This is a genomic window from Streptomyces sp. DSM 40750 (assembly GCF_024612035.1).
Taxonomy (GTDB): Bacteria; Actinomycetota; Actinomycetes; order Streptomycetales; family Streptomycetaceae; genus Streptomyces.
This window is the reverse complement of record NZ_CP102513.1, coordinates 7713847-7727212: the sequence shown is the minus strand read 5'-3', so window position 1 is coordinate 7727212 and position 13366 is coordinate 7713847. Positions and strand designations below refer to the sequence as shown.

Sequence of the window (13366 nt, the reverse complement as noted above, 5' to 3'; positions counted from 1 at the left end):
TTTCTGTCCGCCGCTACGGCTCACCGTAGCGGCGGACATGTTTGCCGAGCGGGCCGGTGTCGTCAGGCCGCCGTGCCGGACGTCTCGCCGCCGCTCTCCGAGGCGCTCGCCGAGATGCTGTTGGACGGCGAGGTGCCGCCCGCGGTTCCCCCGGTCGTCCCGCCGTCGTCGCCGCCTGTCGTTCCCTCGCTGGTCGTCCCACCGTCCGTGGTTCCCTCGGTGGTCCCCCCGTCGGTATCACCACCCGTGGTGCCGTCCGTGGTCCCGCCGTCCGTTCCGCCGGTGGTTCCCTCGGTGGTGCCGCCGGTGGTGGTGCCGCCGTCGGTACCGCCCGTGGTCCCCTCGGTGGTCCCGCCGGTGGTGCCACCGTCGGTACCGCCCGTGGTGCCGCCCGTGGACCCACCCGTCGTTCCGCCGGTCGTCCCGCCGTCGGTCCCGCCCGTGGAGCCCCCGGTCGTCCCGCCGTCCGACGAGCTGGACGAGCCCGAGGGAGACGGCTCGACGTCGTCCGTCGGTTCCACCGTGTCCGTAGGCGTCGGGTCGTCCGCCGTGCCGTACGTCCCGTCGGGGCCGGGATCGCTGGGCTCAGGGACCACCGCGGGCGCGTTTTCGTCGTCGCCGGTCTTGGGGCGGTCCGCGCTGAGCCCGCCGTCGTCGACGCCCTCGCTGGCGGACGGGTTCACGCCGACCTTCTCGGCCGGGGTGTCGCCGTTGCGGTCGGAGGTCGCGCCAAGGGTCACGACGGTGCCGAGGACGGCGGCGAGGAGCGCCCCGGCGCCCGCGGCGACCAGATTGCGCCGGGCGCCGCCGACGAGGCTCCTGAGGCCGCTCGCCTTGTGCGCGGGTGAGCCGCCACCGGGCCGTTGCGTGACGAGCGTCGTGTCGCCGGTCGGCGCGGGGACGCCGGAACCGGTCGTACCGAAGCCGACCGCGCCGAAGCCCGTCGGCGTGTACCCGGAGGGCACGCCCCCGGGCGGTGCGGCCGACTCCTCGTACCGGGCGTCCGGCACCTCCTCCCCCGCCGCCGTACGCCCGCCGGGCGGTGTCGCCCCGGAGCGGTCGGCGACCAGGGCGAGAGCCCTGCGGCCGGCGACCGTGCCGCGCTTGTCGGCGAGGGCGTTGCGCAGCCCGATGGACGCCTCCAGCTCGGCCCGGGCCCGGTCCAGCTGCCCGGTGCAGAGCGCGAGGACGCCCAGCTCGTGGTGGAAGTAGGCCTGTTCGCCGATCTCGGCGGAGAGGCGGGCCGCCTCCGCCCCGGACCTGAGCGCCCGCTCCCAGGCGCTCCAGTGCAGCCCCGCGGCGAACGCGGGCGCCGCCTGCCGGGCCAGCTGAACCGAGACGCTCTCCTCGTCCTCGCCGGGCGGTGTCGTTCCGGGTACGAGCACGCTCAGGGCGGCCAGTACGGCGTCCGCCTCGGCGGAGACCCGCTCGGGGGTGACCGAGGGGTGACCGGCCCACCAGGCGTAGTGCTGGGCGGCGGTGCCGGCCCGTGCCTCGACGTCGTCGGCGTAGCCTGCGGCCTCCAGCTGGGTCCGCACCCCGGCCGCGAGCCGGTAGCGGGCGCCGACAGGTGTCACCAGGGCGCAGCCGACCAGCTCGCCGAGGGCCGCGTCGGCGTGGGTGTCGCCCACCAGGGCGGGCAGATGCGCCTGGTGCGGGACCTCGCCGCCGAGCGCGACCGCGAACCTCAGGGTCTCGCGCGCCGAGGCGCTCAGCCGGGACGCGAGCAGCGCGGCGGGCGCGGCTCCCTCGGCGAGCGACGGCAGGGGGATGTCGTGTTCGTCCGCGGACGACGCGACGGAGGGGTCGATGGGCGGCGCCTCCTGGAAGACCCCGAACTCGTCGACGGCGTCCACGCCGGCCCGCTGTCGGTCCAGCTGCCTGAGCAGCGCCCCGGCCTGGGTGAACCGCAGCGGCAGCCCCTCGGACTCGAACCAGAGGTCACCGGCCCAGTTCGACTCCTCCTCGGTGAGCACCCGCCCGACGGCACGCTCCAGCAGCTGCCGGCTGCCGGCCCGGTCGAAGCCGCCGAGCACGATCTCCTCGAGGGGCGCGTCGGCGGACGGCAGGGGGATGTCGGGGGTGGCGCCGATCAGGAAGGCGCACTCGGGGGTCGCGTCGAGCAGTTCGTCGAGCGCGGCTCCGCCGAACTCCAGGTCGTCCAGGACGACGACCGCGCCGATGTCCCGCACGATGTCGAGGATCTGCTGCCGCGTGGGCCGGAACAGCGGTGTGCTGTACGCAGCTGCGAACAACTCGTACAGCAGATCGTCGACCGTACGCCGGAAACCGCTCAACCGTACGACGCCGTCGGGTGCCAGATCCGCGCAGTCCTCGGCGACCGCGTCGAGGAGTGTGGTGCGGCCGGAGCCGGGTGCGCCGGTGAGGCGGACGGAGCGGCCGCGCGCGAGGAGCCGTACGAGCCGGTCCCTCTCCTCGTCGCGCTGGAGCAGGGGCAGCCGGGGCAGCGAGGGGCCCGGGGGCACCGGCGGCCGGGCGGCACGGTCGATCTCGGCGCGCTCCGCGGACTGGTGCTTCACGGGCGGACCAGGCAGTTCGCCCGGTGGGCAGTTCTCGATCTCGCTGCCGTCGACGGGGTTGACGGTGAGCAGGTAGTCGCCCGAGACGAGCTGGACGGTGCGGGCGAGTGACGGAGCGTGCTGGGCGAAGTCCTGGGTGAGGGCGTCACGTGGTGAACGCTTGCTCTGCGCCTGTCCGTCGTCGTGGCCGTACTCTTCGGGTCCCCGGTTGTTCGGGTCCATCGGTTCTAGCCCCCCAAAAGCGTCTCGTGTGCTGGAGCCCCTCCCGGCCTTGCCGCACACCGCGCTGTCGCTTCTGGTCCGGAACCCGCTCGAGGGTAGCTGGCAGCGGGCAGCCGAACCCTAAACCTTCGCACAGTATCTCCGACAGTCCGGGGTACCGCGCCGTCCGAGACATCACAGTCTCGTGAGGATTGGGCGTGTAGTGCGTTTCGCCCCCATGGTCCCCATAGCCCCATGACGACCGGAAGCGGCCATGCCGACCGGGTGTCCCGCACACACCGAGCCATACGTACGACTCCGCACACGCGTTCACACTCTGGGCAATGACTCCAGTCCGATGCCGCCCTCGATCGCCAGGATGCGGTGCAGCCGGGTGGCCACGAGCAGCCGCTGCATCTGCGGTGGTACATCGCGCAGCACCAGCCGCCGTCCGCACCGTCCCGCCCGCCGGTGGGCTCCCATGATCACCCCGAGTCCGGTGGCATCCCAGGAGTCCAGCTCTGACAGGTCGAGCACCAGGTCGCCGGCTCCGTCGTCGACGGCCGAGTGCAGGACCGTACGGGCGTCCGCCGCGCTGCGTACGTCGAGGCGGCCCCCGACGACCAGCTCGGCGTGGTCGCCCCTGATGTACATAAGCGCTCCCCGTGAGTGCGTCTCGTACTCCGTGATGTGGGTGATGCAACGTCTGACGGCTTTTGACACCGCCAGGTTGCCGTCTGTGAGCGAACCGATACCGAATTCACCTCAAGGGGTGAGGCCCGAGAGGCTCATGCGTTCACATGCGTGGGAAGTGCCGCCCGTGACGCGCGCCGCCGTCAGTAGGTGTAGAAGCCCTGCCCGCTCTTGCGTCCGATGTCACCGGCGTCCACCATCCGGCGCATCAGCTCCGGAGGGGCGAACTTCTCGTCCTGGGACTCGGTGTAGATGTTGCTCGTGGCGTGCAGCAGGATGTCGACGCCCGTCAGGTCGGCCGTGGCCAGCGGTCCCATCGCGTGGCCGAAGCCCAGCTTGCAGGCGAGATCGATGTCCTCGGCGGTCGCGACGCCCGACTCGTAGAGCTTCGCGGCCTCGACGACGAGGGCGGAGATGAGACGGGTCGTCACGAAGCCGGCGACGTCACGGTTGACGACGATGCAGGTCTTGCCGACCGACTCGGCGAACTCCCGTGCGGCGGCGAGCGTCTCGTCACTCGTCTTGTAGCCACGCACCAGTTCGCACAGCTGCATCATCGGCACCGGCGAGAAGAAGTGCACCCCGACGACCCGCTCGGGCCGCTCGGTGGCGGCCGCGATCTTGGTGATCGGGATGGCGGAGGTGTTCGAGGCGAGCACGGCGTCCTCGCGGACGATCTTGTCGAGCGCCTTGAAGATCTCGTGCTTCACTTCGAGCTTCTCGAAGACGGCCTCGACGACGATGTCCGCGTCGGCCGCCGCGTCGAGGTCGGTGGTGGCGGTGATCCGCCCCAGCGCGGCCTCGGCGTCCTCGGCCGCCAACTTCCCCTTGCCCACGAACTTGTCGTACGACGCCGTGATGCCGCCGATGCCACGGTTCAGCGCCTCGTCGGTGACGTCACGCAGGACGACGTCCCAGCCCGCCTGCGCGGACACCTGGGCGATACCGGACCCCATGAGCCCGGCTCCGATGACGGCGAGCTTCCGTGCCACTGTGCGACTCCCCTGGTACGCGCTGTCGATGGGTTACCTCTCGGCCGGACACTAGCGCTCGTGAGGGGCTGTGTGACCGCTTAGTAACGCGAGTCACGTCTCAAGGGACGGACATCACACCGGCAGCGCTCACTCGGAGGGTCGTACGGCGTAGTTGAGCACCTTCTCGCTCAACAGGCCTTCCATCTCGTCCAGAAGCAGAAGCACCTCTCGGGATACTTCGTCCGGATTGCGCCGGGCGAGCATCTGGCGCCCGATGACGGCCATCACCGTCTGGTGGACCCAGTTGATCTGACCGGCGATCAGGACGGGCAGGGGGTCGTCGTCGGGGGCGCCGGTCTCCTCCCGGAGGGCCGCCTCCACATTGTCCTGGACCTCCTGCTGGATGCTCCACAGCCGGGAACGCAGGGCGGGCGACTCGTGGATGACCTCCATGAAGCGGTCGTAGCCCGCCATGAGGCCGACGCGCGGCGAGACCGCCTCGACCTCGGCGCGCAGTTCGCGCAGGACGGCGGCGACGGCCGACTCGCCCCGGTCGCGGGCGCGCACCCAGCGGGCGAGCCGCTCGACGATGCCCGCGCTGCGGTCGAAGAAGAGGTCCTCCTTGGCGGGGAAGTAGTTGTACACGGTGTTCACGGAGACGTCGGCCGCGTCGGCGACCTCCGCGATGGTGACGGTCACGAAGCCGTGCTCCAGGAACAGCCCGGTCGCGATGTCCGAGATCCGCTGCCGCGTCTCGCGCTTCTTGCGCTCCCTGAGCCCCTCTGCCATGGCCACATCGTAGGTCGCACCGCCGGTCGTTGGAGCCTCTGAAAACTTGGTGTCATTGCAAAATTTAAGCGACTCTGTTTTTCTGGGGTCATGCCCATCATCAGTACGGCCGGACTGGCCCGTACCTTCCAGACGAAGCGCGGCCCCGTGGAGGCCGTGCGCGGAATCGACCTCACCGTCCGCCCCGGCGAGATCCTCGGCTTCCTCGGCCCGAACGGCGCCGGGAAGACGACGACCCTGCGGATGCTCACGACCCTGCTGGCGCCGACCGGCGGCGCGGCCACGGTCGCCGGCCACGACCTGGCCACCGACCCGGCCGGGGTCCGCCGGGCCTGCGGCTACGTCGCCCAGTCGGGCGGGGTGGACCCGCAGATCACCGTGCGGGAGGAGCTGGTCACCCAGGGACGGCTCTACCGCCTGACGAAGAGCCAGGCCACCGAGCGCGCCGAGGAGTTGGCCCGCGACCTGGACCTCACCGAGCTGCTCGACCGCAAGTGCGCCGCGCTCTCGGGTGGTCAGCGGCGCCGCCTCGACATCGCGATGGCGCTCACCCACCGGCCCCGAGTCCTCTTCCTCGACGAGCCGACGACGGGACTGGACCCCGGCAGCCGCGCCGATCTGTGGGAGCTGGTCCGCCGCCTGCGCGACGAGCACGGCACCACGGTCTTCCTGACGACCCACTACCTCGACGAGGCGGACGCCCTCTCCGACCGGATCGTCGTGGTGGACAAGGGCCTGGTCGTGGCGGACGACACCCCGAGCGCGCTCAAGTTGAAGTACGGCGGCTCGATCGACGCCACCCTCCAGGACACCTTCCTCGCCATCACCGGTCGCGGGCCCTCCCCCGCCGACGCCACCCCCGTAGCCGTCTAGAACGGGTTTCAGGAACTCCGATGCTTCTTCACGACACCACGCTGATCTTCGGGCGGTACGCCCGCCAGACCCTGCGCTCCCGCTTCGCGATGCTCTTCGGCGTGCTGATGCCGCTGCTGTATCTGCTCTTCTTCGGCCCGCTCCTCACCGGCGTTCCGCTCGGCTCGCCGGGCAGTTCCTGGCAGGTGCTGGTGCCGGGCCTGCTGCTCCAACTGGGCCTGTTCGGGGCCTCGTTCGCGGGCTTCATGGTCATCCTCGAAAAGCAGTCGGGCGTGATCGAGCGGATGCGGGTCACCCCCGTGAGCCGCTTGGCGCTGCTGCTGGGCCGGGTGCTGCGCGACGCGGCGGTCTTCGTCTTCCAGGCGGTACTGCTGGTCCTCGCGGCCCTGGTCATGGGCCTGCGCGCCCCCCTCGCCGGCATCCTGATCGGCTTCGTCTTCGTGGCCCTGCTGACGGTCTCGCTCGCCTCGCTGTCGTACGCGCTCGCGATGAGGGCCCGCTCGCAGCACGAGTTCGGCCCCGCGGTCAACGCGCTGACGATGCCGTCGATGCTCCTGTCGGGTCTGATGCTGCCGATGTCCCTGGCCCCGGGCTGGCTCGACGTCCTGTCCCACTTCGTACCGTTCCGCTATCTGGTGGACGCGATGCGGGACGCCTACATCGGCGCGTACGCCACCTCGTCCATGCTGTACGGCGTCCTGGTCGCCGTCGGCCTCACGGCGCTCGCCGTGACGGTGGGCACACGTGTCTTCCGGACGGCCGGGGCGTAACTACGCTGGTCACATGGTCAAACTGACGCGCATCTACACCAGGACCGGCGACAAGGGCACCACCAACCTCGGCGACATGAGCCGGGTGCCCAAGACCGATCCGCGGATCTCGGCGTACGCGGACGCCAACGAGGCCAACGCGGTGATCGGGACGGCGATCGCCCTGGGCGGGCTGGCCGAGGAGGTCGTCAAGGTCCTCACCCGTGTGCAGAACGACCTGTTCGACGTCGGGGCCGACCTCTCCACCCCCGTCGTCGAGAAGCCCGAGTTCCCGCCCCTGCGCGTCGAGCAGTTCTACATCGACAAGCTGGAGGCGGACTGCGACCACTTCAACGAGCAGTTGGAGAAGCTCCGCTCCTTCATCCTGCCCGGCGGCACCCCCGGCGCGGCCCTTCTCCACCAGGCCTGCACGGTCGTGCGCCGGGCCGAACGCTCGACGTGGGCGGCCCTGGAGGTCCACGGCGACGACATGAACCCCCTCACCGCGACCTACCTCAACCGCCTCTCCGACCTCCTGTTCATCCTGGCGAGGACGGCGAACAAGGAGGTCGGGGATGTGCTGTGGGTGCCGGGAGGGGAACGCTGACGCGTTCGGGTCAGCGGGAGCCCTTCTCCGGTGCCGGGGTCTTCTCCGGCACCGGAGTCGTCTCCGTCACCGGCTCCTTCTTCGGCCAGATGGTGTACGCGAGGGCGACCAGCCCATGGATACCGGCGGCCCTGAGCGCCGCCCACTGGAACGACCGCAGCGACTCGACGTTCCCGTCGCCGCCCACGTACCAGACCGCACCCTGGAGCAGTACGAGCGCGACGCCCGCCGCCACCAGCGTCCGCAGCCACAGTCTGCCCTCGTGGCGGGCCCTGGCCAGGCCGTACTTCGGCGGACCCGGCGGCTTGGGTCCGCCGCCCAGGCGATGCGCCGCGTGACTGTCCAGCCAGCTGATCGTGTAGTGGCCGTACCCCACGGTGAAGCCGATGTAGAGCGCCGCCACACCGTGCTCCCAGCTCGGCTCGGCGCCGTTCTTCAGGTCGATCGCGGTCACGACGAACAGCACCAGCTCCAGCACGGGCTCGCAGAGCAGCAGCACGACGCTGGCCCGGCGCTTCTTCAGTAGGTAGCGGACAGCCAGGGCCAGTGCCAGCAGCACCCAGAAGCCGACCTCGCAGGCGATGATCAACGCGACGATCACGACTCGCTCCTTTCGGTCACTCTTCCAGGCTCCCGGCAGCCGGCCGCCGATTCGTCGTCGGCGGTGACGAAGTCGCGGTACATCGAAAGATGCAGTCCAGGACCGTTCGCGGGCATCAGGCGCCGGACGCGCGGCCCGTGTTGGATGTACGACATGGCCGTACGACTCCCCCGCCCGCACCGGATGGACGTGTATATCGCCGTCGCCGGACTCCTCGGCGGTCTGCTGCTGTGGGGCCTGGGCCTCGCCACGCGCACGGCCCGCGACGGGATCGTGGTGCTCGAGGGCCGCTGGTGGATCCTGCTGCCGCTCGTCGTGACCTCCGCGTGCGAGGCGCTGCGCCGCACCATGCCACGCACGGCCCTGCTGGTCGGGTGGGCCGCCCTGACTCTGGACACCATCACCCAGGGCAGCCTGCTCACGGTGCTGATGTTCACCGACCTGGTGTACGCGGCCGTCCTGTACGGTCCGCCCGCCACGGCCCGCCGGGTCCCCTGGATCTCCGGACTGGCCACCGTGGCCTTCACGGTGGTGCCCCTCGGGGCCTTCCGGAAGCCGGAGGCCCTGCTGATCGGTCTGGTCGTCGGACTGGTCTCCCTCATGCCCGCCATGACCGGCTGGATCGTCCGCAACCACCGCGACGCCGCCGAAGCGGCCCGGCTGCGCGCCGAACAGACGGCCCTGCTCGCGGAGATGGACCGCGCCCAGGCCGTCGTGTCCGAACGGGCCCGCATGGCACGGGAGTTGCACGACATGGTCGCCAACCACCTGTCCGCGATCGCGATCCACTCCACGGCCGCGCTCTCCCTCGACGACCCGGACACCTCCCGGCAGGCCCTCGGGGTCATCCGTGAGAACAGCGTCGAGGGGCTCGCCGAGATGCGCCGGCTGATCGGCATCCTGCGGGATTCGAGCGACGACACCGAACCGTCCGCCGCGCCCACGCTCGACGGCCTCGGCTCGCTCGTCGAGGGCGCCCGCACCAACGGCCTCGACGTCACCCTGGACGCCGACCACGGTGACTCCCTCCCCGCCCCCGTCGAGATGGCGGCCTACCGCATCATCCAGGAGTCGTTGACGAACGCCCTCAAACACGCCCGCCCCGGCCGGGTCACCGTGGCGGCACGGCAGTCGGACGGCTCCCTCGACATCACCGTGACCAGCCCGTACGGCGATCGTGACCGCCCGAGCGCACCTGGTTCCGGCGCCGGTCTGGTCGGGATGCAGGAACGGGTCGCCCTGCTGGGCGGCACCTTCGAGGCGGGCCCCGAGAGCTCGGAGCACGGCAAGATCTGGAGCGTCCGCGCCACCCTCCCCGTCACCGAAGGAGAACCCGCATGATCCGTGTGCTCGTCGCCGAGGACCAGGCCGCCGTACGGGCCGGGCTGGTGCTCATCCTGGGCAGCGCGCCGGACATCGAGGTGGTCGGGGAGGCGGCGGACGGGGAGCGGGCGGTGGCGCTCGCCCGGGAACTGCGCCCGGACCTGGTGCTGATGGACGTGCAGATGCCGCGGCTGGACGGGGTGTCGGCGACCCGGCAGGTCGTCGCCGAGGGGCTGGCCGACGTGCTCGTGCTCACCACCTTCGACCTCGACGAGTACGTCTTCGGGGCGCTGCGGGCCGGTGCCGCCGGTTTCCTGCTCAAGAACACGGAGGCGAAGGACCTCATCGAGGCCGTACGGGCGGTGGGGCGCGGCGAGGGTCTGATCGCCCCGGCCGTCACCCGGCGGCTGATCGCCGAGTTCGCCGGCAGGCCCGTACGGGAGTCCACCGCCGATCCGTCCGTCCTCGACGCGCTCACCCGGCGCGAGCGGGAGGTGCTCTCCTGTCTCGGGGAGGGGCTGTCGAACGCGGAGATCGCCCGGCGGCTGGACATGGCCGAGGCGACGGTGAAGACGCACGTCAGCCGCCTGCTGGGGAAGCTCGATCTGCGCAGTCGGGTCCAAGCGGCCGTGCTGGCCCAGGAGTTGGGCGTCTGACCCATCGGGGTTGCCCCGCATGAGCGCACTGGTCCAGACCCATTGACCTATGGTCCAGACCTTTCTATTCTCGGCGCACTGCGCCACGTCATGCTCATGCTCACGACACCCCACAAGGAGGCGCACATGCGCTTCAGGCACAGAGCCATAGCGGGTCTCGCCACCCTTCTCCTCCCCCTAGCCGGACTGGTCGGTCTCGCCACCCCCGCGCAAGCGGCCACGGAAGCGACCGCCACCTACGCCAAGACCCAGGACTGGGGCACCGGCTTCGAAGGCAAGTGGACGGTGAAGAACACCGGCACCACGACCCTCAGTTCCTGGACCGTCGAGTGGGACTTCCCCTCCGGCACGTCCGTCACGTCGGCCTGGGACGCGGACGTCACCTCCTCCGGCACCCACTGGACCGCCAAGAACAAGTCCTGGAACGGCACCCTCGCCCCAGGCGCCTCCGTCTCCTTCGGTTTCAACGGGAGCGGCTCAGGCTCCCCGGCCAACTGCGAGCTGAACGGCGGAAGCTGCGACGGCGGCCCGTCCGTCCCCGGTGACGCGGCACCCTCCGCCCCCGGGACCCCGACCACCTCGGACATCACCAACACCTCGGTGAAGCTCAGCTGGAGCGCGGCCACCGACGACAAGGGCATCAAGAACTACGACGTCCTGCGCGGCGGCACCAAGGTCGCCACCGTCACCGGCACCACCTACACCAACACCGGCCTGACCGCCGGCACCGACTACTCGTACACCGTCCAGGCCCGCGACACCGCCGACCAGACCGGACCGGTGAGCGGTGCGGTGGCCGTACGCACAACGGGCGGCACGAACCCGAACCCCGCCTCGAAGATCAACCTCGGCTACTTCACCGAGTGGGGCGTCTACGGCCGCAACTACCACGTGAAGAACCTGGTGACCTCGGGCTCCGCCGCGAAGATCACCCATATCAACTACGCCTTCGGCAACGTCAAGAACGGCCAGTGCGTGCTGGACGACGCCTACGCGGCCACCGACAAGGCGTACACCGCCGACCAGTCCGTGAGCGGCACCGCCGACACCTGGGACCAGCCGCTGCGCGGCAACTTCAACCAGCTCCGCCAGCTGAAGGCGAAGTACCCGCACATCAAGGTGCTGTGGTCCTTCGGCGGCTGGACCTACTCCGGCGGCTTCGGTCAGGCCGCGCAGAACCCGGCCGCCTTCGCCAAGTCCTGCAAGGCCGTCGTGGAGGACCCGCGCTGGGCCGACGTCTTCGACGGCATCGACATCGACTGGGAGTACCCGAACGCCTGCGGTCTGACCTGCGACACCTCGGGCGCGGCGGCCTTCAAGAACCTGATGTCGGCCCTGCGCACCGAGTTCGGCTCGAACTACCTGGTCACCGCGGCCATCACCGCCGACGGCTCCTCCGGCGGCAAGATCGACGCGGCCGACTACGGCGGCGCCGCGGCCTCGCTGAACTGGTACAACGTGATGACGTACGACTACTTCGGCGCCTGGGCGAACACCGGCCCGACCGCCCCGCACTCCCCGCTGACCTCGTACTCCGGCATCCCGACCGCCGGCTTCAACTCCGCCGACGCGATCGCCAAGCTGAAGTCGAAGGGCGTCCCCTCGGCCAAGCTGCTGCTCGGCATCGGCTTCTACGGCCGCGGCTGGACCGGCGTCACCCAGTCCGCCCCCGGCGGCACGGCGACCGGCGCGGCCACCGGCACGTACGAGGCCGGAATCGAGGACTACAAGGTGCTCAAGAACTCCTGCCCGGCGACCGGCACCATCGCCGGCACGGCCTACGCGCACTGCGGCAGCAACTGGTGGTCGTACGACACCCCGTCGACGATCGCCGGGAAGATGACCTGGGCCAAGAACCAGGGCCTGGGCGGCGCGTTCTTCTGGGAGTTCAGCGGCGACACGAGCAACGGAGAGCTGGTGACCGCGATCAGCAACGGGCTCAAGTAGACCGGCGGCCGGCTGAAACAGCCGGCCGTCGCGAGATCGGGCGACGTCGACGCGCTGACCGGGCGGGGCTGCCTCCAGCCACGCGAGGAAACCGGTCAGCGCGTCCTCGCCCATCGCCCGGCCCAGCCACGAGAGCCGGTCGTGCGAGGTCATCACTCCGTCACTGCGCCGCCGTCGAGGCGATCTTCCCGGTCATCCGGTGACGGTGAAGCCATGTCTGTCGCCGAGCCGGGTCAGGGAGTCCCGGCCCGGCACCCCGTCGGCGTCACCGCCACGGTAGGAGCCGCCCGCTCTGCTGCGTTGCCAGGCGGCGTAGGCCGCGAGGGTCCTGGTTCCGAACGAGCCGTCCACATACCCGCACTCCAGCAGTCCCTCGGCGGCGAGTGCCTCCTCCACCAGGCGGACGTCCCTCGGATACGTGCGGTGGCCGTCCGGCGCCGGGGGGTCCTTCCTGGCGGCCGCCACGACACGGCCGAGGCTCACCTTCGGGCGGGCCCCGCCCGGAGAGCCGGTGCCGGTTCCCAGGGACAGAACCTTCGCGGTGTCGATCGCTCCCGGATCACCGTGGTCGTTGCCGGGCACGTGGCAGTGGCCGAAGTGTCCGCCCTCGGACTGCCACACGGAGCGGGTGCGGGCCGGCGAACCTCCCGGGTACGGCACGGGAGGGCCCATCGGCCAGTCGTCCGGCACTCCCCAGGAGCGGATGGCGGCGAGGATCCGCTGCCATCCCGGGTGCTCCCGAGGGTCCCAGCCGTCGGTCCACGGCCTGGAGGCGCGACCGAGGACCTCGATCTGGACGCAGACCCGGCCCTCGCGATTCGTGCGGCGGGACCCGTCGTTGCGCAGGGCACGGCCCGAGTGGTGCAAGGGGCCGAACTGCCCGACGCGGTCGGTGACCGGGCAGTAGATGAGGTGCGGTTCTGCGGCCACTTCGATCAGGTACGAGGCCACCGACTCCAGGTACTTCCCTCCGGCCGGGGACTCGGTGGTGTGGTGCACCACCCGGGGCGGATTGCGGGGCGTGTCCATCGGGCCGCCGATCACTCCGTCACCGAACCGGATCGCGGCACCGATCCACATCGTGCCCTGGTCCCCGGCGGTCAGCGGGACCGCGCCGGCGACCGCACCGGCCACTTCCGCTTCCTGCCCCGAACCGTGGGCGGGCGGTGCCGGGGCCCGGGGGCGCACCCGGGGCCGTTCGGTGTCGACGGGCTCGTACCAGTCCAGGTCGCCGTCCTCGCGCAGGACGAACACCGAGCCGGGACGGCGCGGATGCTCGACGACGCGGTGGGGCGTGAAGGGCAGAGCGGCCATGGCGCGCACGGCCCGCAGGTGGTGCGTGTCCACGGTGCCGCAGTAGGTGACGGACTGATCGGCGTGAACGACCGCCGCGTGGAAAGACGTCATCTCGAA

The 13366-nt window shown here is 70.9% G+C and carries 12 protein-coding genes and 1 pseudogene; 6 read left to right on the top strand and 7 right to left on the bottom strand.

Going from position 1 to position 13366, the window contains the following annotated elements; all coding sequences use genetic code 11:
- Window positions 1-62: 62 nt before the first annotated feature.
- From JIX55_RS34530 to JIX55_RS34515, 4 genes are all read right to left on the bottom strand, one after another.
- On the bottom strand, window positions 63-2762 hold the full coding sequence (locus tag JIX55_RS34530) for an ATP-binding protein (protein ID WP_257567146.1): 2700 nt from the start codon (window positions 2760-2762) through the stop codon (window positions 63-65).
- Between the two features lie 309 nt (window positions 2763-3071).
- Entirely contained in the window at window positions 3072-3395 is a 324-nt protein-coding gene (locus JIX55_RS34525; protein ID WP_033526497.1) for an STAS domain-containing protein, read from the bottom strand.
- Between the two features lie 182 nt (window positions 3396-3577).
- Complete coding sequence (locus tag JIX55_RS34520) at window positions 3578-4426, bottom strand: 3-hydroxyacyl-CoA dehydrogenase family protein (RefSeq protein WP_257567145.1); 849 nt, start codon at window positions 4424-4426, stop codon at window positions 3578-3580.
- A gap of 129 nt (window positions 4427-4555) precedes the next feature.
- On the bottom strand, window positions 4556-5197 hold the full coding sequence (locus JIX55_RS34515; RefSeq protein WP_257567144.1) for a TetR/AcrR family transcriptional regulator: 642 nt from the start codon (window positions 5195-5197) through the stop codon (window positions 4556-4558).
- Window positions 5198-5287: 90 nt separating this feature from the next.
- On the opposite strand from JIX55_RS34515, the gene JIX55_RS34510 reads away from it, so the two are divergent.
- Genes JIX55_RS34510 through JIX55_RS34500 form a run of 3 tightly spaced genes read left to right on the top strand, consistent with a single transcriptional unit; the run spans window position 5288 to window position 7426 of the window.
- On the top strand, window positions 5288-6070 hold the full coding sequence (locus JIX55_RS34510) for an ABC transporter ATP-binding protein (protein ID WP_257567143.1): 783 nt from the start codon (window positions 5288-5290) through the stop codon (window positions 6068-6070).
- Window positions 6071-6090: 20 nt separating this feature from the next.
- A complete protein-coding gene (locus JIX55_RS34505) occupies window positions 6091-6840 on the top strand; it encodes an ABC transporter permease (RefSeq protein WP_257567142.1) in 750 nt (249 codons plus the stop codon).
- 13 nt (window positions 6841-6853) lie between these two features.
- The gene (locus JIX55_RS34500; protein WP_257567141.1) at window positions 6854-7426 is read left to right on the top strand and encodes a cob(I)yrinic acid a,c-diamide adenosyltransferase; all 573 of its coding nucleotides are present in this window, start codon (window positions 6854-6856) and stop codon (window positions 7424-7426) included.
- A gap of 10 nt (window positions 7427-7436) precedes the next feature.
- On the opposite strand, the gene JIX55_RS34495 is transcribed toward JIX55_RS34500, so the two are convergent.
- On the bottom strand, window positions 7437-8027 hold the full coding sequence (locus tag JIX55_RS34495; RefSeq protein ID WP_257567140.1) for a hypothetical protein: 591 nt from the start codon (window positions 8025-8027) through the stop codon (window positions 7437-7439).
- Window positions 8028-8180: 153 nt separating this feature from the next.
- On the opposite strand from JIX55_RS34495, the gene JIX55_RS34490 reads away from it, so the two are divergent.
- From JIX55_RS34490 to JIX55_RS34480, 3 genes are all read left to right on the top strand, one after another.
- On the top strand, window positions 8181-9368 hold the full coding sequence (locus JIX55_RS34490; protein ID WP_257567139.1) for a sensor histidine kinase: 1188 nt from the start codon (window positions 8181-8183) through the stop codon (window positions 9366-9368).
- Window positions 9365-10006 carry a response regulator gene (locus JIX55_RS34485; protein ID WP_257567138.1) on the top strand — a complete coding sequence of 214 codons (642 nt, stop codon included), beginning with the start codon at window positions 9365-9367 and terminating at the stop codon, window positions 10004-10006. The genes JIX55_RS34490 and JIX55_RS34485 overlap by 4 nt, the downstream gene beginning before the upstream one ends.
- 126 nt (window positions 10007-10132) lie before the next feature.
- Complete coding sequence (locus JIX55_RS34480; RefSeq protein ID WP_257567137.1) at window positions 10133-11953, top strand: glycoside hydrolase family 18 chitinase; 1821 nt, start codon at window positions 10133-10135, stop codon at window positions 11951-11953.
- 39 nt (window positions 11954-11992) lie between these two features.
- On the opposite strand, the pseudogene JIX55_RS34475 reads toward JIX55_RS34480, so the two are convergent.
- Window positions 11993-12079 (bottom strand): annotated as a pseudogene (locus tag JIX55_RS34475) (DUF2550 family protein); the annotation flags it as partial.
- 66 nt (window positions 12080-12145) lie between these two features.
- The gene (locus JIX55_RS34470) at window positions 12146-13360 is read right to left on the bottom strand and encodes a peptidoglycan-binding domain-containing protein (protein WP_257567136.1); all 1215 of its coding nucleotides are present in this window, start codon (window positions 13358-13360) and stop codon (window positions 12146-12148) included.
- Between the last annotated feature and the right edge of the window lie 6 nt (window positions 13361-13366).

What these genes read in the sequence shown, in the direction of transcription:
- JIX55_RS34530 (WP_257567146.1), bottom strand. Translation starts at nt 2,762, where the DNA reads ATGGACCCGAACAACCGGGGACCCGAAGAGTACGGCCACGACGACGGA.
- JIX55_RS34525 (WP_033526497.1), bottom strand. Translation starts at nt 3,395, where the DNA reads ATGTACATCAGGGGCGACCACGCCGAGCTGGTCGTCGGGGGCCGCCTC.
- JIX55_RS34515 (WP_257567144.1), bottom strand. Translation starts at nt 5,197, where the DNA reads ATGGCAGAGGGGCTCAGGGAGCGCAAGAAGCGCGAGACGCGGCAGCGG.
- JIX55_RS34510 (WP_257567143.1), top strand. Translation starts at nt 5,288, where the DNA reads ATGCCCATCATCAGTACGGCCGGACTGGCCCGTACCTTCCAGACGAAG.
- JIX55_RS34505 (WP_257567142.1), top strand. Translation starts at nt 6,091, where the DNA reads ATGCTTCTTCACGACACCACGCTGATCTTCGGGCGGTACGCCCGCCAG.
- JIX55_RS34500 (WP_257567141.1), top strand. Translation starts at nt 6,854, where the DNA reads ATGGTCAAACTGACGCGCATCTACACCAGGACCGGCGACAAGGGCACC.
- JIX55_RS34490 (WP_257567139.1), top strand. Translation starts at nt 8,181, where the DNA reads ATGGCCGTACGACTCCCCCGCCCGCACCGGATGGACGTGTATATCGCC.
- JIX55_RS34485 (WP_257567138.1), top strand. Translation starts at nt 9,365, where the DNA reads ATGATCCGTGTGCTCGTCGCCGAGGACCAGGCCGCCGTACGGGCCGGG.
- JIX55_RS34480 (WP_257567137.1), top strand. Translation starts at nt 10,133, where the DNA reads ATGCGCTTCAGGCACAGAGCCATAGCGGGTCTCGCCACCCTTCTCCTC.
- JIX55_RS34470 (WP_257567136.1), bottom strand. Translation starts at nt 13,360, where the DNA reads ATGACGTCTTTCCACGCGGCGGTCGTTCACGCCGATCAGTCCGTCACC.